This is a genomic window from Chryseobacterium sp. PET-29, from assembly GCF_025736815.1.
Classification (GTDB): domain Bacteria; phylum Bacteroidota; class Bacteroidia; order Flavobacteriales; family Weeksellaceae; genus Chryseobacterium; species Chryseobacterium nepalense.
Window position 1 is genome coordinate 3580812 of the sequence record NZ_CP107053.1, and the last position, 23314, is coordinate 3604125.

The 23314-nt window shown below is 36.5% G+C and carries 26 protein-coding genes; 10 read left to right on the top strand and 16 right to left on the bottom strand.

The window, feature by feature from the left end; translation table 11 throughout:
- Nucleotides 1-239: 239 nt before the first annotated feature.
- The 5 genes from accC to pdxA all read right to left on the bottom strand — a co-directional run bounded on the left by accC (nucleotide 240) and on the right by pdxA (nucleotide 4273).
- Nucleotides 240-1595 (bottom strand): acetyl-CoA carboxylase biotin carboxylase subunit, encoded by a 1356-nt coding sequence (gene accC / locus ODE14_RS16245; RefSeq protein WP_066440746.1) that lies wholly within the window; start codon nucleotides 1593-1595, stop codon nucleotides 240-242.
- A gap of 104 nt (nucleotides 1596-1699) precedes the next feature.
- On the bottom strand, nucleotides 1700-2185 hold the full coding sequence (gene accB, locus ODE14_RS16250; protein ID WP_248388621.1) for an acetyl-CoA carboxylase biotin carboxyl carrier protein: 486 nt from the start codon (nucleotides 2183-2185) through the stop codon (nucleotides 1700-1702).
- A 127-nt stretch (nucleotides 2186-2312) separates the two neighbouring features.
- Nucleotides 2313-2516: a 50S ribosomal protein L32 gene (gene rpmF, locus ODE14_RS16255; protein ID WP_007843326.1), complete on the bottom strand. Its 204-nt coding sequence runs from the start codon at nucleotides 2514-2516 to the stop codon at nucleotides 2313-2315.
- 59 nt (nucleotides 2517-2575) lie between these two features.
- Entirely contained in the window at nucleotides 2576-3097 is a 522-nt protein-coding gene (locus tag ODE14_RS16260; protein WP_248388619.1) for a YceD family protein, read from the bottom strand.
- 84 nt (nucleotides 3098-3181) lie between these two features.
- A complete protein-coding gene (gene pdxA, locus ODE14_RS16265; protein WP_248388618.1) occupies nucleotides 3182-4273 on the bottom strand; it encodes a 4-hydroxythreonine-4-phosphate dehydrogenase PdxA in 1092 nt (363 codons plus the stop codon).
- 49 nt (nucleotides 4274-4322) lie between these two features.
- On the opposite strand from pdxA, the gene ODE14_RS16270 reads away from it, so the two are divergent.
- From ODE14_RS16270 to ODE14_RS16280, 3 genes are read left to right on the top strand one after another with little or no spacing between them, the layout of a single operon-like run.
- Complete coding sequence (locus ODE14_RS16270) at nucleotides 4323-4937, top strand: riboflavin synthase (protein ID WP_263602173.1); 615 nt, start codon at nucleotides 4323-4325, stop codon at nucleotides 4935-4937.
- Nucleotides 4909-6363 carry a sensor histidine kinase gene (locus ODE14_RS16275; RefSeq protein ID WP_263602174.1) on the top strand — a complete coding sequence of 485 codons (1455 nt, stop codon included), beginning with the start codon at nucleotides 4909-4911 and terminating at the stop codon, nucleotides 6361-6363. Before ODE14_RS16270 ends, ODE14_RS16275 begins: the two co-directional genes overlap by 29 nt.
- On the top strand, nucleotides 6363-7061 hold the full coding sequence (locus ODE14_RS16280; RefSeq protein WP_263602175.1) for a tRNA1(Val) (adenine(37)-N6)-methyltransferase: 699 nt from the start codon (nucleotides 6363-6365) through the stop codon (nucleotides 7059-7061). Before ODE14_RS16275 ends, ODE14_RS16280 begins: the two co-directional genes overlap by 1 nt.
- 35 nt (nucleotides 7062-7096) lie before the next feature.
- Here ODE14_RS16280 and ODE14_RS16285 read toward each other — a convergent pair whose 3' ends face one another.
- Together ODE14_RS16285 and rpmH are read right to left on the bottom strand one after the other, a co-directional pair.
- Entirely contained in the window at nucleotides 7097-7807 is a 711-nt protein-coding gene (locus ODE14_RS16285) for a cell division ATP-binding protein FtsE (RefSeq protein ID WP_089998417.1), read from the bottom strand.
- Nucleotides 7808-7960: 153 nt separating this feature from the next.
- Nucleotides 7961-8119, bottom strand: coding sequence for a 50S ribosomal protein L34 (rpmH, locus tag ODE14_RS16290; RefSeq protein ID WP_007843334.1), 159 nt, complete (start codon nucleotides 8117-8119; stop codon nucleotides 7961-7963).
- 236 nt (nucleotides 8120-8355) lie between these two features.
- Between rpmH and ODE14_RS16295 the strand changes: the two genes are divergently transcribed.
- Nucleotides 8356-9363 carry a DHH family phosphoesterase gene (locus tag ODE14_RS16295; protein WP_263602176.1) on the top strand — a complete coding sequence of 336 codons (1008 nt, stop codon included), beginning with the start codon at nucleotides 8356-8358 and terminating at the stop codon, nucleotides 9361-9363.
- A gap of 145 nt (nucleotides 9364-9508) precedes the next feature.
- Here ODE14_RS16295 and ODE14_RS16300 read toward each other — a convergent pair whose 3' ends face one another.
- From ODE14_RS16300 to tilS, 6 genes are all read right to left on the bottom strand, one after another.
- A complete protein-coding gene (locus ODE14_RS16300) occupies nucleotides 9509-10306 on the bottom strand; it encodes a patatin-like phospholipase family protein (RefSeq protein WP_263602177.1) in 798 nt (265 codons plus the stop codon).
- A 1-nt stretch (nucleotide 10307) separates the two neighbouring features.
- A complete protein-coding gene (locus ODE14_RS16305) occupies nucleotides 10308-11090 on the bottom strand; it encodes an alpha/beta fold hydrolase (protein WP_263602178.1) in 783 nt (260 codons plus the stop codon).
- An 11-nt stretch (nucleotides 11091-11101) separates the two neighbouring features.
- Nucleotides 11102-11611: a hypothetical protein gene (locus tag ODE14_RS16310; RefSeq protein ID WP_263602179.1), complete on the bottom strand. Its 510-nt coding sequence runs from the start codon at nucleotides 11609-11611 to the stop codon at nucleotides 11102-11104.
- 61 nt (nucleotides 11612-11672) lie between these two features.
- The gene (locus tag ODE14_RS16315) at nucleotides 11673-12200 is read right to left on the bottom strand and encodes an ExbD/TolR family protein (RefSeq protein WP_263602180.1); all 528 of its coding nucleotides are present in this window, start codon (nucleotides 12198-12200) and stop codon (nucleotides 11673-11675) included.
- Between the two features lie 214 nt (nucleotides 12201-12414).
- Complete coding sequence (locus tag ODE14_RS16320) at nucleotides 12415-14478, bottom strand: protein-disulfide reductase DsbD family protein (RefSeq protein ID WP_263602181.1); 2064 nt, start codon at nucleotides 14476-14478, stop codon at nucleotides 12415-12417.
- Nucleotide 14479: 1 nt separating this feature from the next.
- Nucleotides 14480-15841: a tRNA lysidine(34) synthetase TilS gene (tilS, locus tag ODE14_RS16325; protein ID WP_263602182.1), complete on the bottom strand. Its 1362-nt coding sequence runs from the start codon at nucleotides 15839-15841 to the stop codon at nucleotides 14480-14482.
- A 49-nt stretch (nucleotides 15842-15890) separates the two neighbouring features.
- Between tilS and ODE14_RS16330 the strand changes: the two genes are divergently transcribed.
- From ODE14_RS16330 to ODE14_RS16350, 5 genes are all read left to right on the top strand, one after another.
- On the top strand, nucleotides 15891-16724 hold the full coding sequence (locus ODE14_RS16330) for an OmpA family protein (protein WP_072883444.1): 834 nt from the start codon (nucleotides 15891-15893) through the stop codon (nucleotides 16722-16724).
- Between the two features lie 384 nt (nucleotides 16725-17108).
- Nucleotides 17109-17756: an O-methyltransferase gene (locus ODE14_RS16335; protein ID WP_263602183.1), complete on the top strand. Its 648-nt coding sequence runs from the start codon at nucleotides 17109-17111 to the stop codon at nucleotides 17754-17756.
- 78 nt (nucleotides 17757-17834) lie between these two features.
- Complete coding sequence (locus tag ODE14_RS16340; RefSeq protein WP_263602184.1) at nucleotides 17835-18551, top strand: C40 family peptidase; 717 nt, start codon at nucleotides 17835-17837, stop codon at nucleotides 18549-18551.
- Nucleotides 18552-18566: 15 nt separating this feature from the next.
- Nucleotides 18567-19031 (top strand): DUF1648 domain-containing protein, encoded by a 465-nt coding sequence (locus ODE14_RS16345; RefSeq protein ID WP_263602185.1) that lies wholly within the window; start codon nucleotides 18567-18569, stop codon nucleotides 19029-19031.
- Between the two features lie 12 nt (nucleotides 19032-19043).
- On the top strand, nucleotides 19044-20273 hold the full coding sequence (locus ODE14_RS16350; protein ID WP_263602186.1) for a 3-deoxy-D-manno-octulosonic acid transferase: 1230 nt from the start codon (nucleotides 19044-19046) through the stop codon (nucleotides 20271-20273).
- Here the strand turns inward: ODE14_RS16350 and ODE14_RS16355 are convergent.
- Genes ODE14_RS16355 through ODE14_RS16365 form a run of 3 tightly spaced genes read right to left on the bottom strand, consistent with a single transcriptional unit; the run spans nucleotide 20265 to nucleotide 22642 of the window.
- Entirely contained in the window at nucleotides 20265-20891 is a 627-nt protein-coding gene (locus ODE14_RS16355; RefSeq protein WP_263602187.1) for a deoxyuridine 5'-triphosphate nucleotidohydrolase, read from the bottom strand. The two genes, ODE14_RS16350 and ODE14_RS16355, sit on opposite strands and share 9 nt — an antisense overlap.
- 8 nt (nucleotides 20892-20899) lie before the next feature.
- Nucleotides 20900-21658, bottom strand: coding sequence for a glycosyltransferase family 2 protein (locus ODE14_RS16360; protein ID WP_263602188.1), 759 nt, complete (start codon nucleotides 21656-21658; stop codon nucleotides 20900-20902).
- Nucleotides 21659-21670: 12 nt separating this feature from the next.
- Nucleotides 21671-22642, bottom strand: a complete 972-nt coding sequence (locus ODE14_RS16365) for an acyltransferase family protein (protein ID WP_263602189.1) — start codon at nucleotides 22640-22642, stop codon at nucleotides 21671-21673.
- Between the two features lie 155 nt (nucleotides 22643-22797).
- Here ODE14_RS16365 and ODE14_RS16370 point away from each other — a divergent pair, with 155 nt between their 5' ends.
- Entirely contained in the window at nucleotides 22798-23271 is a 474-nt protein-coding gene (locus ODE14_RS16370; protein WP_263602190.1) for a lipocalin family protein, read from the top strand.
- Nucleotides 23272-23314: the final 43 nt, after the last annotated feature.

A 23314-nucleotide genomic window follows, 5' to 3' on the forward strand; every position in this document is an offset into this window, starting at 1 on the left:
TGACTAAACAGAAATCTCATGCTGAAAAAGAAAGGATTTTAAGAACTTTTAATCCTCTAAGAAAACCGAATCAGAAAATATTGCTACTGCAAATAATCCGTTACAGTTATTCTATCTTTAAAAATATGAATTTTAATATTTGTTAATTTAAAAGATTGTGGTGTCAATTTTGTCAAAGTTTTTTAATGCTAAAAAAAAACCGCCTTCATGAGGCGGTTACAAATTATATACAAATCAGATTAATGATTGTCGTATTTTTTATCCATTACAAAATCTTCCATGAATTTTGTAGTGTAATTTCCTGAAAGATAATCTTCATTATCCATCAGCTGTCTGTGGAAAGGAATCGTTGTTTTCACTCCTTCAATATAAAATTCTTCCAGAGCTCTTCTCATTTTGGCAATAGCTTCCTCACGGGTCTGTGCTGTAGTGATCAGTTTCGCGATCATGGAATCATAATTGGAAGGAATGGTATATCCCGAATATACATGCGTGTCTACTCTTACCCCGTGTCCGCCAGGAATATTTAATCCTGTAATTTTCCCCGGAGAAGGTCTGAAATCAGCATAAGGATCTTCCGCATTGATTCTGCATTCGATGGAATGTAATTTTGGATAATAATTAATTCCTGAAATCGGGGTTCCGGCAGCCAGAAGAATCTGTTCTCTGATCAGGTCATAATCAATAACCTGTTCAGTGATCGGGTGTTCTACCTGGATTCTTGTGTTCATTTCCATGAAATAGAAATTTCTGTGTTTGTCCACAAGGAATTCAATAGTTCCCACTCCTTCATAGCCGATGAATTCCGCAGCCTTTACAGCAGCTTCACCCATTTTCTCACGAAGTTCGTCTGTCATAAAAGGAGAAGGTGTTTCTTCAGTAAGTTTTTGGTTTCTTCTCTGAACAGAACAGTCTCTCTCAGAAAGATGACAGGCTTTACCAAACTGATCACCTGCAACCTGAATTTCAATATGTCTTGGCTCTTCGATCAGTTTTTCCATGTACATGCCTCCGTTTCCGAATGCTGCTACAGCTTCCTGAATCGCAGATTCCCAGTGGTCTTTCAGATCTTCAGCTTTCCATACTGCTCTCATTCCTTTTCCACCACCACCGGCAGTTGCTTTGATCATTACAGGATAACCTGTTTCTTCAGCAATCTTTACAGCATGTTCATAAGATTCGATCAGGCCGTCAGAACCCGGTACACAAGGTACACCGGCAGCTTTCATGGTTGCCTTAGCATTTGCTTTATCTCCCATTTTCTCAATCTGTTCAGGAGTGGCACCAATAAATTTAATACCGTTTTTCTGGCAGATTCTGGAGAAGTTGGCGTTTTCGGATAAGAAACCGTAACCCGGGTGAATGGCGTCTGCATTGGTAATTTCAGCAGCAGCAATAATATTAGGAATTTTAAGGTATGAGTCTTTGCTCATTGCGGGGCCGATACAAACCGCTTCGTCTGCAAATCTTACGTGAAGACTGTCTTTGTCTGCAGTTGAATAAACCGCTACCGTTTTAATCCCCATTTCTTTACAAGTACGTAAAATACGCATTGCAATTTCGCCACGATTGGCTATTAATATTTTTTTGAACATCTTCTTTAATTTGAAAATTAGATAATTTGAAAATTAGACATGAGTACGAAACTTAAAAGTTAGTTATCTAACTTCTATCTTCTAACTTCTAACTTCTAACTAAATTATGATGGATCTACTAAGAATAAAGGTTGATCATATTCTACAGGAGAAGAATCATCTACCAAAATCTTAACGATTTTTCCGCTTACTTCAGATTCAATCTGGTTGAATAATTTCATTGCTTCGATTACACAAACCGTTTTACCAATAGAAACTTCGTCGCCAACGTTCACAAATACATCTTTATCCGGAGATGGTTTTCTGTAGAAAGTTCCGATCATTGGAGACTTGATAGTCACATATTTACTTTCATCAGATGATGCTTCGGCTTTTTCGGCCGGTGCAGCTGCAGGAGTAGCAGCCGGTGCAGGTGCAGCAGCTACCTGTTGAGGAGCAGTGTGATACACTGCAGGTTGAGCATAAGCAACTTCGCTACCCGCTAATGGAGTTTTAATAGTGATTTCGAAATCTTTGGTTTTGTATTTTACTTCAGAAACTTCTGCTTTAGACACAAACTTAATAAGATTTTGTATGTCTTTAATGTCCATAAAATTGATATTTGATTTTGAGCCAAAGATACCAAAAAATAGTAAAAAACAACAAAAAACCGCCAAATTTTATAAAAATCGGGCGGTTTTTGTATTAAATCGAGTGTTTTCCGGAGGAAAGCGACTCTTAGTTTTCTTCAGTAGTTGCTACTTCTTTTTCCAATACTACTTTACCTCTGTAGTATAATTTTCCTTCATGCCAGTGAGCTCTGTGGTATAAATGAAGCTCTCCTGTTGTTGCATCTTTAGCTAATTGAGGAACTACAGCTTTGTAGTGAGTTCTTCTCTTATCTCTTCTTGTAGACGATTGTCTTCTCTTTGGATGTGCCATTTTCTAATAACTTTTTTAATTGATGAGCGATGAGATTCATCATCTCATCATTAAACTATTTAATTTTTATTCTTCAAATTTTTTAATGCGTCCCATCTCGGGTCGCTTTCATGTTCTTCTTCTTCACTTTCTTTGGGACTGAACTTCTCAAGGATTGCGAGATCTTCATCACTTACATTCGGTGATATTTTTTTCATAGGAATGGAAAGCGCAACGTTTTCATAAATTAATTGTGCCACGTTAAACGCATGATCACTGGAAGGAATTGTAATAACATCTTCCTCGCTGTCATCATATTCTTCCCCGAATTTTACCAATACCTTGATCTCATTTTCAATAGGATGATCGAAATTCTCGTTTGTAATGTCGCAAACAAGCTCTACCGTACCATTTACTTTGATCTCAAACTCCAGAAACGTAGAATGTTTGTCGAGTAGAACATCTACTGAAATCCTGGGATTTGTAAATTCCTGTTCAGTATCAAATAATTGAAAGAACTCTTTATTTATCTCAAACCTGAACTCGTGCTTGCCGGTTTTTAGTCCGGAAAAGCTTACGTCATAGTTTCTTAACTTGTCCATAAAATGAGTGTGCAAAAATATGCAATTTTTTTATAATAACAAATAAATTCTAAAACAAATTAACTTAAAATTCCAATTGAAGATTTACGCTTCGGTTTCATCAGGTAAATCTTCATCTATTCCGTTATCTACAACCATTTTTCTCGGCTGCAGTCGGTTACTCATCAGATCATTGTATTCGCTTCTGTTCCTGAAAATTTTAATAGCAGTAAAGATGGCTTCGCTAAAACTACGCTCATCCGCAATGTTTTTTCCTGCAATATCGTAGGCTGTGCCATGGTCAGGTGATGTTCTGATAAAAGGAAGCCCGGCAGTATAATTTACACCTTCTTCGTAAGCTAAGGTTTTAAATGGAGCTAAACCCTGATCGTGATACATCGCTAAAACCGCGTCAAAACTTTTATATTTTTCCGGTTGAAAAAAGCTGTCGGCAGGGAAGGGACCAAATGCAAGAACTCCATTGTCTGAAAGCTCTTTGATAGCCGGAGCAATGATTTCAATTTCTTCTTTTCCAATCACACCGCCGTCACCTGCATGTGGATTTAAGCCTAAAACAGCAATTTTTGGTTTTGAAATATTAAAATCTTCAATTAAAGTCTGGTTTAAAACCCGGATCTGTTTTTTAATTTTTTCCTTGGAAATATTTTCAGCCACCTGTGCAATTGGAATATGGTGTGTCAGTACAGCTACCTTTAAGTCTTCCGTTACCAGGAACATTAAGCCTTTCTTATTGAATTTCTCTTCAAAATATCCGGTATGTCCGGCATGTTTAAAGCCCATTTTTACCATTTCATCCTTGTTGATCGGTGCGGTTACCAGAACATCAATCTCTCCTTTTAGTAAGGCTTCAGTTGCTGCCTCAAGCGAGTCAATAGCCATTTTGGTGGATTCTTCTGTTGGTGTGCCTAGTTCTACCACAGAGTTTTCCTTCACAAGATTCACCATATTCAGTTTTCCTGCCTGAGCCTGCGATGCTTCATTGATATAGTTGAAATTCAGATTCAGCTTGAAAATGTTTTTCTGAAAAGTGAATAATTTTCCCGAGCCAAAAATCACAGGGGTGAAAAAATCCGTAATGGTTTTGTCTGCTAGGGACTTCATGATGATTTCCGGACCGATGCCATTGAAATCTCCTATTGAAATTCCTACTCGTACTTTATGGTTTTTTGGGCTCATTTTGATTATCTTTGAAGATTAATAAACTACAAATTTAGCAAAAAATAATATGTTTACAGGAATAATTGAAGCAGTAGGGATAATTGAGAAGATAGAAGAAAACGGAAGCAATATTGATTTTACATTAACCTGTCCTTTTACGAGTGAACTGAAAATCGATCAGAGCTTAGCGCATAACGGTTGTTGTCTTACGGTTGTAAAGATCGAAGGAGATCAATATGTGGTAACGGCAATCAACGAAACCTTAGAAAAAACAAATCTGGGGAAATGGGAGCGAGGCACTGTAGTAAATCTTGAACGCTGTATGAAAATGGACGGACGTCTGGACGGTCACATCGTACAGGGTCACGTTGATAAAACCGGAGAAGTGGTAAATATTGAAAATAAAGACGGAAGTTATTTTATTACCATTTCGTATGATAATAACGGCGGTTTTGTAACGGTTCCTCAGGGTTCCATTACGGTAAACGGAATCAGTCTTACCGTTGCTAAAAGTGAAGATCATCAATTTTCCGTTGCTATTATTCCTTATACCTGGGAATTTACCAATATGCAGTATTTAAGAAAAGGAGATAAAGTTAATTTAGAATTCGACATAATTGGTAAGTATATTGCTAGGTTAATTAATAAACAGAATGTCAATGAGTATGTACAAAGGATATAGCCTTAGGAACCGTGTCTTTTTCGGATTCTTATTGGTGTGTCTTTTAAGTGTAGTTGCTTCTTCGCTGGTCCCTTATTTCGTTTTAAGGGAAAATTCAATTACGAAAAGCAGAATTGACATGCAGGAAAAAACGGGAGCGGTGATCCGGTATCTGGATTATGCCGTAAGCATGAAACATACGGAGACACAAGATCTTCCAAGTCTTCTCGAAAACAAAATCTTCGAGATTGCAGACATCAATCAGCACGACATTATTTTATACGACTTAAAGGGAAATTATTTACTTTCAAATAAAGAAGAGAGCCTGGTAGAACAGAAAAAGATTCCGATCAATATTGTTAACAGGATTCTTTCAACCAAAACCAGGGTGGATATCAAAGGATATGATGCCTCTAAAGATGCTGTGCTTACTTCATCTTATCTTTTGTTGAAAAATAATGATCTTGAACCGATCGCTATTGTGTATATTCCTCTGTATCACAATGAATCAGCTTATCTTGATGTTCTTAATATCTACGTAAAATACATTATTCTTGTTGATGTCTTTTTAATCCTTTTCAGTGTATGGTTCAGCTGGGTGATGTCTAACAATTTAGCTAAAAATATCACCAAATTTTCAGATATGATTACAAGGATCACCCTGTTTGAAAATGAAATGCGGCCGATCCGATATTATAAAAACGATGAGCTAAATGCTTTGGCGAGAGCTTATAACAGGATGATTCTTCAGATTCAGGATCAGAAAGAAAGACTTCGTTTTAAAGCATCTGAAGAAGCCTGGAGGGAAATGGCAAAACAAGTAGCGCACGAAGTGAAAAATCCACTGACGCCAATGAAACTGACCATTCAGAATTTTGAAAGAAAATTTGACCCGGAAGATCCGAATATCAGGGAAAAGGTAAAACAAATGAGCAAGACCATGGTTGATCAGATTGATCTTATTGCTACCGTTGCCTCTGCGTTTTCCGAATTTGCCAAACTTCCGGAGAAAAACAATGAAATCATCAACCTGAATAATGAAGTAGAAGATATTCTCCGGGTTTTTAATGATGACAGCATATTTATGCATTCCAATAAAAGTAATATTATGATCAATATGGACAGGATTTATCTGTCCAGAATTATTACCAATCTTGTTACCAATGCAAAGCAGGCAGAAAGCGATGAGAGAAAATTAATTATCAATGTTGATGTAGAACAGCATCAGAGGAGAGTCATGATTTCTGTTCAGGATAACGGAATTGGAATTCCCGAAAATATTTACGAAAGAATTTTTGAACCGAATTTTACTTCTAAAAATAGCGGGATGGGCTTAGGTTTGTCCATGGTCAGAAAAATGGTTGAAGATTATAAAGGAGAAATTATCGTAAAATCCGAGGTAGGAAAAGGTTCTACGTTCACCATTACTTTGCCTACGAATTTATAGTGAAATCATTTACGTTTAAACAATTTGTTATTCAGCAGTCAAAAGAGGTCTTCCGGGTAGGAACAGACGGTGTTTTGCTTGGCGCTTTAGCAAATAGTAACCATGCGCTTAATGTTCTCGAAATCGGAACAGGAACAGGTCTGATTTCCTTAATGCTAGCCCAGAAGAATCCTGAAGCCAAGTTCTTTGGGATTGATATTAATAAACAAGCGGCAGATCTTACTAAAATTAATTTTGAAAACTCACCATTTTCTTCCAGATTGGAAAATGTGCATCAAGATTTTAAAGAATTTGAAACGCATGAAAGGTTTGATTTAATTGTTTCTAATCCGCCTTATTTTGAAGCATCAGATTCTGAAAAAGATAAAATCGCAAGACAAACTGTAGAATTAAACTTTCGTCAGCTAATTTCAAAATCTTCAACGCTTCTTTCAAAAAATGGAATTTTTTCAGTCATCATCCCTGCTGAAGCGGGGCGCGACTTTGTGACTATAGCTGAAGAAAATCATTTGTTTTTAGTGCGTAAAATTAATATTTTAGGTATTGTAAATTCAAATGTGAAAAGGATTATTCTCGAGTTTTCTTTAACGGAAAAATCACTGGAAGAATCAGAGTTTATTATAGAAAAAAGTCCGAGACAATACTCGGACCAATATCTTGAGCTCACCCAAGAGTTTCATGTTTTTAAAGAAGGTTAAAAAGTGAAAATAATAACTTATTCGCTAAATTATCTTTATTCAAACAATTCCGCTGTATCCAGTACGGAAACTTTCCCATCTTCACATCTAATCGCTTCTCCGGGGAAATTCTGAATCATGTGATAATCATGGGTTGCCATTACCACGGCAGCTCCGTTTTCCAAAGCTACTTGCTTTAAAAGCGTCATGATTTCGTTGGATGTTTCGGGATCCAGGTTTCCTGTAGGCTCATCTGCAAGAATAAGATCCGGATGGTTAAGAAGGGCTCTCGCAATGGCAACACGCTGCTGTTCTCCACCGGAAAGCTCATGAGGCATTTTGTGTTTTTTACTCTTCATGTTTACACTTCCCAAAACCTCATTGATGCGGTCTTCCATTTTTACTTTGTCGCTCCATCCTGTTGCTTCCAGTACAAATTTCAGGTTTTTTTCGACCGTTCTGTCAGAAAGCAGCTGAAAATCCTGGAAAACAATTCCCAGTTTTCTTCTCAGATTCGGAACATCGGAAGCTCTCAGCTTCGCCAGGTCAAAGCCTACTACGGCTCCATGCCCTGAAGCTAAAGGAATATGCCCGTACAATGTTTTCAGCAGTGAACTTTTTCCTGAGCCTGTCTTTCCGATAAGATAGCAGAAACGTCCTTTCTTAATGTTCAGATTCACATCAGAAAGCACTGTGAAATTTTTCTGTGCAATCTTGGCGTGCTGCAGGCTGATGATGTTGTCTCCGGCAATATGTGTATGTGGCATAATTCAGTTTTAAAAATACTTTTTCTAAAATTTTTTCAGATTTTAAAAATAGGAAAAAGAAGGGTAAAAAACCTAAATTTTAGGAAATTTTAACAACAAAAAATGCCTGAAAAACTTCTTTTCAAGCATGATTTGTATATGATAATAAAAAGATTATCTCTTAGCGCGTGATGCACTTACAGTTAAACTCTTTCTGCCTTTAGCTCTTCTCGCAGCCAAAACTCTTCTTCCATTTGGCGTAGACATTCTTTCTCTGAAACCGTGTTTGTTTCTTCTTTTTCTTTCTGATGGCTGGAATGTTCTTTTACTCATTACTATATGTTTAAATCGTAATTATCTATTAATTTTCAGGTTGCAAAGATATGTAATTTTTTAAAAGTTACAAACTTTACCAATCTTTTTTTTAAAATTTTGCATTCATTTTTTATTGAATTATTTTGAAGCCTTGCCATATGCGAATTTGTAGAAGAAAAAATAATCCTTATGATTTATTTAAAAGCTCTATCTTTGGAAACTTAAATTTAAAGAAAAAAAATAAAAAACATCTCATGTTTACACCCGCGGAACTTTTAGAAATCAATACGTTACTCACTCCGGAAAATAAAATCGTAATTCTTACCCATTATAATCCTGATGGAGATGCTATTGGTTCCAGCCTGGGTTTAAAACATTACCTTAAAGCTAAAGGGATTTTCGCGGAAGTAATTGTTCCCAACGATTTTCCTAAGTTCCTGAAGTGGATGCCGGAAGCCAAAAAAGTTCTGATAGGGGAATATAAAAGGAAGGTAGCATCTGATCTTATCAGTGAAGCAGATGTTATTTTTTGTCTTGATTTCAATGCGCCTTCCAGAATTGGGATTCTGGGAGACTGGCTTACCAATTCCAGGGCAAAAAAAATTCTTATCGATCATCATCAGCAGCCTGAAAAATTTGATTTTGTTTATTCGGATACGGTTATTCCTGCAACCTGCCAGATGGTTTATCATTTTATTGAAGCACTTGATGACGAAAATCTGGTTAACAAAGATATTGCTGAATGCCTATATACGGGAATCATGACGGATACTGGAGGTTTTCGTTTCCGCTCTACCAGCGCAACAACGCACAGAATCATCGCAAATCTTATTGAGCATGGCGCAGATCCTGCTTTAATTACATCAAATACCTGGGATACCAATACCGTTTCGCGTCTTCATTTATTGGCTTTAATTTTAGGACGAATAGAAGTGGTAAAAGACGGAAAAGTTGCCGTTCTTAATTTAACAAGGGAAGAATTAAAGACGTATGGCTTCCAGAAAGGCGATACGGAAGGTTTTGTTAATTACGGGCTAAGTATCATGGGGGTAAAAATGGCGGCTTTCTTCATGGAAGATTTATATGAAGATTTTATAAAGATTTCTTTCAGAAGTAAGGATGATATGGATGTTAATCAGTTTTCCCGAAAATATTTCAACGGAGGAGGCCATATCAACGCTGCCGGAGGAAAATCTTACGAATCTCTTCATGATACCATTGAAACGTTCAAAAGTAAAATTGAGGCTGAGAAAAGTTTGTAATTGAGATTTAGGTTAAAATTTAATCTAAGGAAATTTTGTTTAATGATTATTCGAATCTGAATAATCATTAGATTTTAGAGATTGCTTTGTCATTCACTTCTCGCAATGACACGCTCGAACTCTAACACACTAAAAAACGTTCAGTTTAACTCTGAAACCGTGAATATCCTTTTTCCTCAAGCTCTTTACAGGTGTATTCATATACTTCCTTAAACATAATATCGAGGAATTTCTTGTTAAACAGACTGAATTTTGTCATCTTAGGCGGATCCAGAAAAATATCACAGGATTTTGCTTTTGAGTAAACTGATTTTGCAATGGCTAAATGTAAAATTCTGTCGAATTCCTTCATCAGACTCATTTTTTCAAGACTGTCATAGCTGATGGAATTAACATGCGAAGCAATCAGGAAATCACATTTGTCAATAATAGGTTCAATGGGAAGGTTGTCCAGAACACCGCCGTCTACATAGATTTTTTCACCGATTTTAACTGGCGGCAAAATAAATGGTACACTCGATGAAGCAAGAAGAGGCCCGAAAAGCTCGCCTTCAGAAAAAAAATCTACAATTCCATGAGTCATTTCGGTTGCAGCAACATACACCGGAATTTTTAAAATTTTGAAATCATCTTCCGGAAAATGATCCATGAATAATTTAAGGATAAACTTTGAGCTGAAAATCCCATTCTTGGAAAGCTTTAAATAAGACCTCGAAAAAAAAGTAGTCTGTTTTACAATCTCCATCATTTCATCCGGTGATTTTCCGAGAGCATAAAAGGCTCCTACAATAGATCCGGCACTGGTTCCTGAGATAACATCCGGCTTAAGATTATATTCTTCCAGTGCTTTCAGCACAGCGATGTGTGCAATGCCGCGCATTCCTCCTCCGGAAAGAGTAAGTCCGATGACCGGTTTCTTTTTTTTGAATAAGAAATCCAGCATATTAAAAAACTAAATGTTTCGGTAAATGATGGAGAAGTTCCGTATTGATGATTGCTGCACATATTTCAGGTTTTTCCCAATGTCCGTTGTGGCCACAGTCAAGGACATACGATTTGATATTCGTTCTGTCGGGAAGGTTTTTAATCATAGCTTCCGTTTTTACCGCATTGTCATGTTTTCCGGCCAAAACTAAAATTTTACAGTCGAGATTTTCAAGAACGTGTGTTTTATCGGTTCTTTCCACCATTCCTTTTACGGATGCCAAGGCACCCAGATTGTTTGTGGAAAGAGCAACTTTTAGGGCTGTTTCTATTTTCCCTTCGAGGACATCTCTTTCATTTGGGTTAAAAAGATTGGGAACTCCGGCTCTGGCGTAGTGCGCAAAAGCATCTTCTATGATCCGGTAGCTCTTTATACGCTGTTCTTTTTTTTCGGGATCATCCGGAAGATAAGATGAAAAGAACAAGGTTAAACTTTTTAGATATTCAGGATATTTTTCGGCAAAGCCTAACGAGATATAGCCACCCATGGAATGCCCCAGCAAGTGAACTTTTTCCAGGTTTTGATCATCCAGTACTTTTTTTACTTCTTCGGCCATAAGCTCCATAGTCTGAACTTCAGCAATGATTTCGGATTGCCCATGTCCCGGAAGATCGATTTTCAATAATGAAAAATTTTCGGAGAGATAAGGCTCCATATCGCTCCATATAGAAATATTCTCCATAAACCCATGAAGCAAAACCAACATTTCTTTTCCGTTTCCTTTTCTTTCAAAGTTCAGCATAATTTCAGGCATTAAAAATGGATATCAATATAATCAACAAATCCCGAACCATTTACCATATTCTGAAGACGATATGTTTTCCCGCCGTCTTTGGACATAAAAGTTTTAGTACCTTTTCTAAGGTCGGTCTTTCCATTTTCGTTTCCGAAAATGCTTTGTGAAATCGTTCCTGTAAAATTCATATGTTTATCTGAAACAACGGCTATAAAACCTTTAATTTCAAGAAAATTTTTCCCGGACTTCAGCTCGCCGGAGATATTATAATGGTCTCTTTCGCCATCAATTTTTTCGAATGAAATGGTTCCGGAGCCTTTTATGGAATTGTGGGTAAGTTTGTGAGGTCCGCTGAAATCTTTAAAATGGTTGGTAGATCTGATGCTGTCATTGATCTTCGTTCTCGCAGCATTAATGGAATCCACGATTTTTGTACTGTCGGTTGCTCCTGAAACAGAAGTTGCTTCTTTTTTAGAGCAGGAAATAATTAAAGCGGTTACAGCAAAAGCGGTTAAAAAGTTTTTCATTAAATAAAATTAGATCCAAAAATAAACAAAAAAGAGCATCCTGAAAATGCCCTTTAGTTTTTTATTTGGTTAATTCGTCATAAACTTTCTTTTCCCAAGGTTTAATATCGGTAACGCCGTAACGTTCTTTTTTGGAGATCGCGATATTGTCCAGAATATCCACGAAGTTTTTGTAATTGGCATCATCGGTAGGTTCAATGATAATGGTAAAGTTTTCTTTTTCAGGAGCGTTATTATAAGCTTTGGAAATGATTTTAGTGATATTGATTCCGCTGAAATCGGTTTCCTTTAAATTGCTCATATTTAATTCTTCTTTAAAACTTTGATGATAAAACACTCTATTGTCTTTCCCTAAAATAAAGGTAATTTGATTTAAGGGTTTTATTACAGGTGGGTGTGTTAGATCTGGGTTCGGATCTTTTGCCGGAAGTCCCAGATCCATCACATTAGGTTTTGTAAAATTAGTGGTAAACATAAAAAAGGTAATTAAGAGAAATCCTAAATCTACCATTGGAGTCATATCCACGCGGATCATTTTTTTTCTTTGTTTGCTGCCTCCCTGCTTTTCTTGTGCGATTACTTCAGCCATAGTTAATAGTTTTTAAATGTTAAACGGTTTTCAAATAAGCGTGTCGATTTTATACTTATTTTTGAATTTTAATGCAAATTATGTACCTTAAAAATAGTTTTAATAATAATTTTATATTCTACAAATAGGATGTTTTTTTATTTCTCTAAAAATCAATGCAATAAAAAAGCCTTTCCGGATGAAGGAAAGGCTTTACTTATGTAAATCGTAGTGATTATTTATTGTTTTTATAATAATTAACTCCGCATTCCAGGAACTTTTTAAAATCCTCTTTAGGCATATATCCGGAAACAGGAGTATTGATAACTTTTCCGTCCGGAGTGAGTAAAACATAGTGCGGCTGCGAATTATTATTAAAATTCACCTGTTGAAACAGGCTCCATCGGTCACCGATTGTCTTTACTTTTTTTACCTGTCCGTCACCCAGATCAATTTTTGTTTTCTGATCTTCCGGCAATTCTTCTTTATCATCTACATACAGAGAAGCCAGTACAACATCGTTCTGAAGGATCGGTAGAATATAACTTTCACTCCACACGAATTCTTCCATTTTCCGGCAGTTCTCACAGCCATAGCCTGTGAAGTCAATTAAAATCGGTTTGCCTTCTTTCTTCGCTAATTCTACGGCGTTGAAGAAATCGTGTTCAGGGTGCATTCCTAAAATTCCGTCTTTTTCATCATGGAAGTAACTTACATTTAACGGGGGTAAAATTCCACTTAATAATTGAAGCTTAGGGCGTTCTGAAGTAATTAATCCCTGAACTAGATAAATCACAAATCCCAGTCCAAGAACCCCAAGGATTTTTCGGGTAATGGAGATTTTCGGTTTTTTATCATCATGAGGAAATCTTATCAGCCCAAATAAATAGAGAGCTAATCCAAGTGCCACAAGAATCCAGATCACAATGAAAAGTTCTCTTTTTAATAGGAAGGTCTTGGAAACCAAATCAGCTTTTGATAAAAATTTCAATGCTAAAGCCAATTCTACGAAACCTAAAACAACTTTTACGGTATTCATCCACCCTCCGGATTTAGGCAGACTTTGCAATGCCTGCGGAAATAAGGCCAGCAATCCGAAAATAATTGCCCAGGCCAGTCCGAAGCCTGCCAGAGCAAATGTCAACAGCATAGGTACGTTTGCAGAACCGGTTACTGCACTTCCTAATAAGCTTCCTAAAATAGGACCGGTACAAGAGAAAGAAACGATCACTAAAGTTAACGCCATAAAGAAAATTCCTACAATTCCGCCTGCTTCTTCCGCTTTTGAGGATTTGTTGGCAATAGCACTTGGTAAAGTGATGTCATAATATCCGAAGAAACTTCCTGCAAAGAAAATGAATATGATAAAAAATGCGATATTCAGCCATACGCTGGTAGATATTTCATTGAAAATATTTCCCGCAATTCCGTCGATAATATGAAAAGGAACACTGAGCAGGACAAAAATCAGGAAAATGAAAAATCCATAAATGAAAGCATCTCTTTTTCCTTTGGCCTTATTCAGGCTTCCTTTGGTAAAGAATGAAACCGTAAGCGGAATCATCGGGAAGACACATGGAGTAAGCAATGCAATAAGTCCACCGATAAATCCGAGAAGAAGGTATGTCCAGTAATTTTCGGCCACTTTTTCAGATGCGACTCCACAATCAGTAAGCGGTTTCTCAAAATTGATTGATTCTATTTTTAACTGTTTAGGATCCAGTTTTGATGTTTCTGTATTGGCAACAGGACCTTTCGCCGGATTTACTACTGCAGTTTCTGTTTTTGCAGAATCTTTTGAAGGTTCGGCAGTTGCAGGTTCGGTTTCTTCTACAGAGCCTTTTGGTGTTACCTGTTTGTTGAATTCCAGAGTGTTCGGTGCGAGACAAACTCTGTCGTCACAGGTCTGATACGTGATTTCAGCAACAACATCTCCCGGTTTTGTACCGTCTTTAAGCCTGAACTTTTGTTTAAAGCCCGCAGAATTGGAATAGTAGACAATGTTCCCCCCGAAAGCTTCTGAAAATTCTTCATGTTTTTTTCCGACTTCGGTAAATTTGCCGATCAATTCAATGTTTTTTCCTGAAACTTTATATTCAGTCGGGATTCCCGTATCTTCCGGAATGTCTTTGGAATAAATATGCCAGCCGCTTTCCATTGTGGCGTTCAGCACGGCTTCATATTGGTTGTCTCCTAATTCGTTGATTGTAAATTTAAATTTTACAGGATTTTTGATTTGTGCATTAATTCCTGTTACCAAAAACAGCAGAACTAATAAAAACCAGCTTTTAAATTTCATTTTACTTCGTATTAAAAATTCTGAGAATGTATCCGGACTTCTCACTCCCTGCATATCTCCGGTCCTGTCTGTAGGGGATGACCCCAAGTACAGTATTTTCACTGTCCGTCAGAATCCAGATTTTTTGCCTCGCTAAATTAGATATTTTTTCGTCCCTAAAAAACTTAGAAACTTTCTTTTTCCCTGAAAATCCCGAAGGATAAAATTCGTCTCCGGTTTTTTGCCTTCTCAATTGCAGTGGAAACCGGATTTTTTCGGCATCGAAGTGCCAGTTGAACTCAATATCGATTTCTTCAATGCTTTCCATTACATTTTCGAGATTAATTGCTTTTTGGTTTTCGGAAAAGTCAAATTTTTCAAGTAAAACAATTTCTTCTTCAGTACTGTTTAAATGAAACTTTTCATCAAGCTTTTGTAAAACCAATTCTCCATAGTTAACGAGCAACTGATAATCTTTTGAAAAAAATATACTTCCGTTTTCCGCCGTAAAAATTTTTGCAATTTCTCCTTCCTGATTAAAACCGTATTTTTTTAAAATCTCAAATTTTACAAAAGTACTTTCTCTGGCAAGCTGTTCTTTTGATAAGACTTTGTAGTGCTTGTTAAAAATACTTATGCGGTTTTCGATTTCCTGAATCTGTTGCTGGACAAAATCTTTTGTCTGGCTGAGGTATACCGAACTTTTTTTAAAATTTTCCAGGAAATGTGAATTGGTTTCCCGTAACTTCGGCACAATCTCATGGCGTATCTTGTTTCTCAGGTAATCATTTTTCTGATTGGAAAGATCTTCACGGTATTCAATATGGTGTTCTTTTGCGAAAGCATAAATTTCTTCTTTGCTAAAAGGTAAAAGCGGCCGTAAAATATTATTATCATTGGCTGGGATTCCTGCCAATCCGTTTATTCCTGCTGCTTTAGAAAGATTAATAATGAACGTTTCAAGCTGGTCATTAAGATGGTGGGCAGTCACTAGAAAATCAAGGTTTTCTTTTTCACGGATTTCTTTAAAGAAATCATACCTGAGTTCCCGTGCCCATAGCTGAATGGAGTTGACCGGTTTATTATCCTTCTCGGAAACCTCGTATACATTAAATTTAATATTCTTTTTTTTACAAAAATCCTGCACTACTTTTTGATCAAGATCAGAGTCTTCGCCGCGGAGTTTATAATTGATATGTGCTACCTGAAACTGTAATCCCAAATCATTAAAAATGTGTGCTAAAACCATAGAATCTGCACCACCGCTTACCGCCAGAAGATAGGTGCTTGTTTCGGGATTTGGGACAAGATTTTGCAATTGATTTTTAAGGTCTGGCGTTTTCAAGATGTATGCTGAGAATTTCTTTGTGCAAAGATAATCCATATTATTAAAATGAATTTTGTTACCTTTGATCGTCTAAAAATGATTATTTATGAAAATTTTTAAAATCTTAGCAGTATCTGCAATGGTGTTGGGAATGACATCTTGTATCAGCAAAAAACAGTATGATGCACTGAGCTCAAATTACAAACAATGTATTGAGAACGTGGGAGAAAGACAGAGAGAAATTCAGGATCTGAAGTCTCAGAACTCTGCTTTGACAAGCGAAAATAACCTGTTAAAAAGTCAGCATGATGCTTTGAAATCATCATTGGATGCGTGTCTTTCCAATACAGGAAAAAGCTCTGCCAATATCGACAAGCTGGTAGGAGAAATCAATTCTTCAAATTCTTACATCAAACAGCTGATCTCAAGCAATGCTAAAAATGACAGCTTAAATTTAGCATTATCAAACAAACTGAAAAGATCTTTGGATAATGTAGCTGACAGTGATGTTCAGGTAAAAGTATTAAAAGGAGTAGTAATGATCTCTCTTTCTGATAAAATGCTTTATAAAACAGGAGATTACAATGTATTGCCTGCAGCACAGGAAGTGTTAGGAAAAGTAGCCAAAGTAATCAATGATTATGACAAATATTCTGTATTAATCGAAGGGAACACGGATAATGCTCCGTTAAACTCTCCGAATTTACCGAGAGACAACTGGGATCTTTCTGCTTTGAGAGGTACTGCTGTAGCTAAAGTATTACAGACTCAGTTTGGAGTAGATCCTGCAAGAATCACTGCGGGTGGTAGATCAGAATACAATCCTAAGGCAACCAACATGAGCGTTTCGGGAAGAGCTGAAAACAGAAGAACGGAAATTATCATCATGCCGAAGCTTGATGAATTCATGAAACTAATGGACATAGCGCCGAAGAAATAACAAGAACAGACATTCAATCAATAACAAATAAATCCCGAAGCAATTCGGGATTTATTTTTTTAATCAAATTAATTCTTCTTTTTTCAATAATGAAATAATTCGCTGTAAAAATGAAGTGGATATTTCCGGCTTAGTTTTCTTCAGAGAATCAGTCCTGTTTTTTTGCAGTTGATTGCTCTTTTTCTCTTGGTTAATTTGTTTGATTCCCGCATCCATTTTGGTTAGTGTTTTTACCCTGAACCAAAGGTATGGCGATTATAAAAAATAGGGTATCCGTATTTTCACGGTAATTTTTATGTGCATTTACCCGCGATACTGAATATTCGGGCTTTTTTTGTGCTTTTGCTTATATTTAAGTAAATTTGAATCAACAAAATTTGTAGAATGAGCTTTTTTGAAGAAAAGAATCCGGAAATGGACAGGTATCTGGAAACCCATGCTTCGTCTGAACCTGAAATCCTGAAAAAGCTGAGGAGAGAAACTTACCAGAAAACAACTCAGCCCCACATGATCTCAGGATATCAGCAGGGAAGACTGCTGACAATCATTTCCCAAATGATGCAGCCGGAAAATATCCTTGAAATAGGAACTTTTACAGGATACGCAACACTCTGTCTTACAGCAGGACTTTCCGAAAACGGCCGGATTACTACACTGGATGTGAATGAAGACCTGGCCTATTTGCCTAAAAAGTATTTTGCAGAAAGCGAATATTCCTCCCAAATTGACTTCAGGCTTCAGGATGCAAAAGAATTTTTAAAACAGACTGACCAATTCTTCGATCTTGTTTTTATCGATGCAGACAAAGAAAATTATGCTGAATATTTCAGACTGATAAAACCGCGCACAAAATCGGGATCAGTAATAATGTTCGACAATGTACTCTGGTACGGGAAAGTGCTGGAAGAAAACCCGAAGCAGAGGTCTACACAGGCTATTAAAGAGCTCAATGATCTGATCGCAAAAGATGATGATTTTGAAAATCTTATTTTACCTTTGCGCGATGGTGTAAACTTTTTACGCAGAAAATAGAATTAGGCAGAGTATAAGGTTAAGATTTCTTTGAATTTCTCAACTATTATCCTCAATCTAAACCTTTAATATTAAAATATGAATAAAGGAATTTGTATTGTGACGGTGGCACCTGTACGTGCGGAAAATTCAGACAAAGCTGAAATTGTGACGGAAATCCTGTTTGGCGAAAGTGCTGATATCCTTGAAGTGAATAAAAACTGGACCCGGATAAAAATGCATTATGATAACTATGAAGGATGGATGGATACTAAACAGCTGAAACCTGTAACCGATGAAGAGCTGGCTGCCCGCAAAGTAACAATTGTAACCGAAGATTTCGCTTCCGTTATGATGAATGACGGAAAAACGCTGCTTTCTATGGGTTCTGAAGTAGAATTTCCGGTAGTGGCATCCAGAAGAAGTCATAATATGCGGGAAAGTATAGCATTAACGGCAAAAGAATTTCTTAATGTCCCATATTTATGGGGTGGCAAAAGTTTTTTTGCAGTAGACTGTTCGGGATTTACGCAGCTCGTGTATAAAGTTCACAATATAAAATTACCAAGAGATACCTCGCAACAGGTGGACGTGGGAGAGTCTTTAACCTTTGTGGAAGAAAGTCAGCCGGGAGATCTTGCTTTTTTTGAAAATCCTGATGGGAAAATTATTCATGTGGGAATCATGCTGGATAATCAGAAAATTATTCATGCTTCCGGAAAAGTAAGAATTGATACATTAGATTCTACCGGGATTTTTAATAAAGAAATGAATAAACACACCCATAAATTGAGAGTGATCAAAAGCATACTGTAACTTTAAAGAATTAAAATGGAAAATATTCTCCTGATTTTTGATATGTTAAACTTTGGACTGCTTGCTTTTCTTTGGTGGTTCAGTATTAAAAATTATAGAGTATTATCAGAGACTATACCTATTCATTTTGATCTTGACGGAAAGGCAGATCGTTTTGGAAATAAGAAATATTTTTACCTGATGCCTGCTGTGCTCACGATTATCTATTTTTTATTTGTGTTTCTTATCAGAAGTCCGGAATCAGCCAATTATCCTGTACCGATTACTCAAGAAAATGAAAATGCCCAGTTTCTCATCATGGGAATTTTTATGCGATGGCTTTTCTTCCTATTGGCGCTGATCTTTTTAAACAGCCAGGATTATATGCTGAGATATTCATTCAGCGATACTGCAAAACCGCGGGTAGCATTTTCTACATTGTTGTTTTCAATCATCGGAAGTTTGGTTGTTCTGTTTATTTTTGTGGGTATTTTTAAATGATATTTAAATTCAATGGGCTTTTTTTATAACATATTTATCAGCTTAATGATTTTCGGGATGAAGATCTTTTCATTATTTAATGATAAAGCGAAAAAAGGCGTTCTCGGAAGAAAAGAATCTTTACAAAAAATACAATCAGGATTTTCTGCAGGCGATCAAGTGATCTGGATGCATGCAGCCAGTCTGGGAGAATATGAGCAGGGACTTCCGGTTTTGGAAAAGCTGAAAGAAAAATTTCCGGCTCATAAAATCCTTATCACATTCTTTTCGCCTTCAGGATATGAAAATGTTGTAAAAAAGAAAAATATTGCGGACGTAATCTGCTATCTCCCTTTTGATGAAAAAAACAAGGTAAAAGAATTTGTATCTCACCTCAATATTACTTTGTTCTTTACCGTAAAATATGATTACTGGTACAATCTTTTGGAAGAGCTTAGACAAAAGGGTACAAAAATTTATGTAATTTCTGCACTTTTTTATGATACACAGTCATTTTTTACTTCTCATGGAAAATGGTTTGTAAAACAGTTGCAGAAAAATATTGACTGGTTCTTTCATCAAACGGAAATGTCTTATGCTTTGGCCAGAAATATAGGTCTTACCCAATCTTCCGTGACAGGCGATACTCGTTTTGACCGTGTAAAGCAGCTGCAAAGCCGGAACAATCATGTGGAATTTATTAAAGATTTCATCGGGCAGGATAAAGCGGTTGTTTTTGGCAGTTCCTGGCAGGCTGAAGAAAAGGTAGCCGAAGAAGTGTTGCTGGGAAGTCCTTATGCAAAACTGATTATTGCGCCTCATGATCTTAAAAGAGTTCAGCATCTGAAACAGACTTTTCCGGATGCTATTCTGTACAGTACGATTAAAGAAAATAAGATGGATTTTAAATCACGGGTTTTGATCATTGATAGTATTGGCCTGCTTTCGAAATTATATTCTTATGCAGATATTGCCGTGGTGGGAGGCGGCTTTCATAATGCCGGATTGCATAATATTCTTGAAGCTGCAACTTTCGGAGTGCCTGTCATTTTCGGGAACCATTACCGGAAAAATCCGGAAGCAGACGAGCTGATCTCAGCAGATGGCGGAAAATCTTTTGAAAATGCCGGCTTAGCCGCAGATTTTGTAATGTTTCTCATCAATAATGAAGAAATACTCGGCAGAATGTCTGAAAATGCAAAAAAATTCGTTGCTGAAAAACCGGAGTCTACAACATTGATTATGCAAAAAATCTTATCTTAAAAAGCCCTGGCTTTTAATTTCTTTAATAATCTGGTCGAAATTTTCAGGAATTTTATCGCTCGTAAGCCAGTTTAAATCTATTCCGTTGTTCATAAAAAGCTTTGAAAGATAATGGTTCTTGATGATTTTACTTTTCAATTCGTCCAGATGTTCATCAATTTCCATCCAGTAGTCCACATCCAGTTTTCTGGTAAGAGTCAATGCTTTTACGGTTTTATTAATGATATAAAGGTAAAGTTTATACACATTATCAAATCTTTGCCTGCCAAGATCTTCATTGTAATCAAGAATTTTATTAATCAGCAAAAGATTGAGGCTTACTTCTCCGAATTTATCGGTAGTAATTTTTACATGTTCCGTTATTTCGGCGCTTATTTTACGGATGATGCCCAGAAAGTATTTTTGATTGCTGATATATTTGGACGCGAGTACTACTTTTTCTTCCACAATTTCTTCCATGACATCCCTCTTATTGTCAGTAGTTTCAGGGTCAATCAGTTCAAAATATAATTTTTTAGACAGAAGTTTATCTTTTTTTAATAATCTGAAGATAAGCTTGTCTTTTTCTGCTGGAGAAAAATTACTGAGAGCAGCCTTGAATTCTTTTGAATATTCCATTTTTAAATTTAATTAAAAATTTTCGAATATTTTAAAAATCCGTTCAATGCCCAGTTTGCAGTATAGTACAAAGACCTTATCGTAGAAAACCCCATGAAATCTTTGTAAACCAGGTATTGATCTTTAATTATATTCTTTTTCTTTCGGGAAACACTGTTCTGGCGCATTCTGTATTTGGCAAGTGTTTTCTGTAAAGGATAGCCTTTCGGAATTTCTTTCAGGAGATTCAGCCACATGACATGATCTTCGCGTTTACTTTTTACCGGGAAGAAAAATTTACCCACTCTTTTAGTGTCATACATGGTAGAAACCGGGGCTAGCCTGCAGGTTTTCAGTAAATTTGAAAATGTTACAATTTTATCTGCTTCAAAATCTTTGAGAACAGGCTGCATGGTATGTTCGTCACATCTTGAATAATTACAGTAGACAAGTTCTGCGTTGTAAGTTGTCATATAATCAACCATAGTTTCAAGATATTCGGGATGCCAAAGATCATCGGAATCAAGGAATGCGATATACCTTCCGCAGGCTCTCTCAAGGCTTTTATTTCTTGCATTGCCGGCTCCGCCATTTTGCTCCAGAACCTGAAGTTTTATTCGGGTATCGTAATATTTTTGTACAATTGTAACAGTATTGTCCCGGGAGAGATCATCAGTAATCAACCATTCCCAGTTTTCGTAAGTCTGGCCAAGTACACATTGTATTGTTTCCTCAATGAATTCTTCCGAATTGTATGAGGGTGTGATAATGGAAACAAGTTCTTTCATCTGTGTAGATAATTATAAAAATTTTTTTTCAAAAAAGTGCCATGAACATATCCCTACTGCAACAACAAGCAACATGCAGATCACTGCCATCATATAAGGGTTGTAATCCTGAAAAAATCCAAGTGTGGTAAAAACCCGGATGATAGGAAAATGGAAAATGTAAATTCCGTAAGTGAAGTCTCCGTACTTGCCGAAATTATTTAAAAATGAAAAAGAGTAAGCAATATACAATACGATAATGCCGATCATCATTGGTGAAAATAATTTAATGCTGAAAACCAGATCAATCCATACTGTGAAGATGGCAATACTAAAAAGCGTGTTTTTATATTGAATGAACCGGTCGAAATTAAAATAGATCAGCATTCCTGGAATGAAATAAGAGAGCGATCCCGGAAGCTGTTTCGCGGCAGACATTTTATCTAATGATTCGAAATAATTAAGATAAATAAGAGACAGAAAATACATAATCACGAGGCTGAGATTTCTGTACTTGTTATTCTTTCCGAACAATAAAAAAAGTAAAGGAACGCAGAAGTAATAGGACATTTCAACTTTCAGGGTCCATAATGCTCCGTTTACCGCCTGATTCCCAAAGACTCCGGGCAGCCATGGTGCTTTAAAATTCAGAAATAAAGAATTCCAGAAAAGATATTTATAAACCTGGGGATTGCTGAAATATTCAGCGAAAGAATAAGTGCTTACAAGGCTTAATAAAATGGCACACAGAAAAACCACCAGCAAATAAGCAGGAACTATTCTCCTGATTCTTTTATTCAGGTAACTTTTTAATCCTGAAGAGCGCTCGTAGCTTCTCGCAATAAGAAATCCGCTTACTACAAAAAAACCGAAAACCGCTATTTCAATGGGACTGTAATGAAGAATTTCCAGCTCTTTGGAAGCGCTTAATGTTCCAAGATGCCCCACAAAGACAATGAAGGCCAGGAGAACGCGGATAAAGTCGAAATTATTTTTCGTTATCATTTGTGTTGTTTTATACAAAAATAACTTTTTCCTGCAATATAGATCGCTTTAAGCCTCAATATTTTTAAAAATTACTAAGTTTACAATTATTTTTTGCAAAATATTATTAAATAAATCAAAAAAATTATAATTTTAGCACTTGAAAAATTTGATACATGAAGAAATTAGCATTACTATTTGCAGGTCTATCTTTATTCGTAGCGACAGGATGTAATAACGACGACGATAACACAATAGAATATCCGATTGTGGGAACATGGCAGCCCATGAAAGTGGTTGTTACCAGCGTCCCTATAGGAGATGATCCTGTTTCAGATGCCATTACTTTTGATTCTGACTGCCAAAAGACATCAAGATGGGTTTTTGCAGCGGCGGGCACGGGAAAAAGAACGGATAACGGAGACGGAGCTACACCGGGGACCTGTCAGCCTACTTTCGATAGAACTTTTACCTATACCTATGATAAAGACAGTAAAGCTATTCAGGTAAAATACCAGGGAATCGTGGAGCCGGATAAAGGAAGTGTGGTTACCCTTAATGAAACGACCATGAATATTAAATTTGAAGATACTTCAGATCCTACTGAATACCAGTCCATGACCTATACTTTAAAGAGAATTCCTCAATAATAAAAGTTTTTACTTCATTAAAGCTTAAGATCTCATCTTCGGA

Coding starts and splice junctions, on each gene's coding strand:
- ODE14_RS16350 (WP_263602186.1), top strand. CDS start 19,044: ATGGGCTTTTTTTATAACATATTTATCAGCTTAATGATTTTCGGGATG.
- ODE14_RS16275 (WP_263602174.1), top strand. CDS start 4,909: ATGTCAATGAGTATGTACAAAGGATATAGCCTTAGGAACCGTGTCTTT.
- ODE14_RS16310 (WP_263602179.1), bottom strand. CDS start 11,611: ATGAAAAACTTTTTAACCGCTTTTGCTGTAACCGCTTTAATTATTTCC.
- tilS (WP_263602182.1), bottom strand. CDS start 15,841: ATGGATTATCTTTGCACAAAGAAATTCTCAGCATACATCTTGAAAACG.
- accB (WP_248388621.1), bottom strand. CDS start 2,185: ATGGACATTAAAGACATACAAAATCTTATTAAGTTTGTGTCTAAAGCA.
- pdxA (WP_248388618.1), bottom strand. CDS start 4,273: ATGAGCCCAAAAAACCATAAAGTACGAGTAGGAATTTCAATAGGAGAT.
- ODE14_RS16330 (WP_072883444.1), top strand. CDS start 15,891: ATGAAAATTTTTAAAATCTTAGCAGTATCTGCAATGGTGTTGGGAATG.
- ODE14_RS16340 (WP_263602184.1), top strand. CDS start 17,835: ATGAATAAAGGAATTTGTATTGTGACGGTGGCACCTGTACGTGCGGAA.
- rpmF (WP_007843326.1), bottom strand. CDS start 2,516: ATGGCACATCCAAAGAGAAGACAATCGTCTACAAGAAGAGATAAGAGA.
- ODE14_RS16370 (WP_263602190.1), top strand. CDS start 22,798: ATGAAGAAATTAGCATTACTATTTGCAGGTCTATCTTTATTCGTAGCG.
- ODE14_RS16345 (WP_263602185.1), top strand. CDS start 18,567: ATGGAAAATATTCTCCTGATTTTTGATATGTTAAACTTTGGACTGCTT.
- ODE14_RS16335 (WP_263602183.1), top strand. CDS start 17,109: ATGAGCTTTTTTGAAGAAAAGAATCCGGAAATGGACAGGTATCTGGAA.
- ODE14_RS16320 (WP_263602181.1), bottom strand. CDS start 14,478: ATGAAATTTAAAAGCTGGTTTTTATTAGTTCTGCTGTTTTTGGTAACA.
- ODE14_RS16270 (WP_263602173.1), top strand. CDS start 4,323: ATGTTTACAGGAATAATTGAAGCAGTAGGGATAATTGAGAAGATAGAA.
- ODE14_RS16315 (WP_263602180.1), bottom strand. CDS start 12,200: ATGGCTGAAGTAATCGCACAAGAAAAGCAGGGAGGCAGCAAACAAAGA.
- ODE14_RS16260 (WP_248388619.1), bottom strand. CDS start 3,097: ATGGACAAGTTAAGAAACTATGACGTAAGCTTTTCCGGACTAAAAACC.
- ODE14_RS16285 (WP_089998417.1), bottom strand. CDS start 7,807: ATGCCACATACACATATTGCCGGAGACAACATCATCAGCCTGCAGCAC.
- ODE14_RS16295 (WP_263602176.1), top strand. CDS start 8,356: ATGTTTACACCCGCGGAACTTTTAGAAATCAATACGTTACTCACTCCG.
- accC (WP_066440746.1), bottom strand. CDS start 1,595: ATGTTCAAAAAAATATTAATAGCCAATCGTGGCGAAATTGCAATGCGT.
- ODE14_RS16300 (WP_263602177.1), bottom strand. CDS start 10,306: ATGCTGGATTTCTTATTCAAAAAAAAGAAACCGGTCATCGGACTTACT.
- rpmH (WP_007843334.1), bottom strand. CDS start 8,119: ATGAGTAAAAGAACATTCCAGCCATCAGAAAGAAAAAGAAGAAACAAA.
- ODE14_RS16365 (WP_263602189.1), bottom strand. CDS start 22,642: ATGATAACGAAAAATAATTTCGACTTTATCCGCGTTCTCCTGGCCTTC.
- ODE14_RS16355 (WP_263602187.1), bottom strand. CDS start 20,891: ATGGAATATTCAAAAGAATTCAAGGCTGCTCTCAGTAATTTTTCTCCA.
- ODE14_RS16360 (WP_263602188.1), bottom strand. CDS start 21,658: ATGAAAGAACTTGTTTCCATTATCACACCCTCATACAATTCGGAAGAA.
- ODE14_RS16305 (WP_263602178.1), bottom strand. CDS start 11,090: ATGCTGAACTTTGAAAGAAAAGGAAACGGAAAAGAAATGTTGGTTTTG.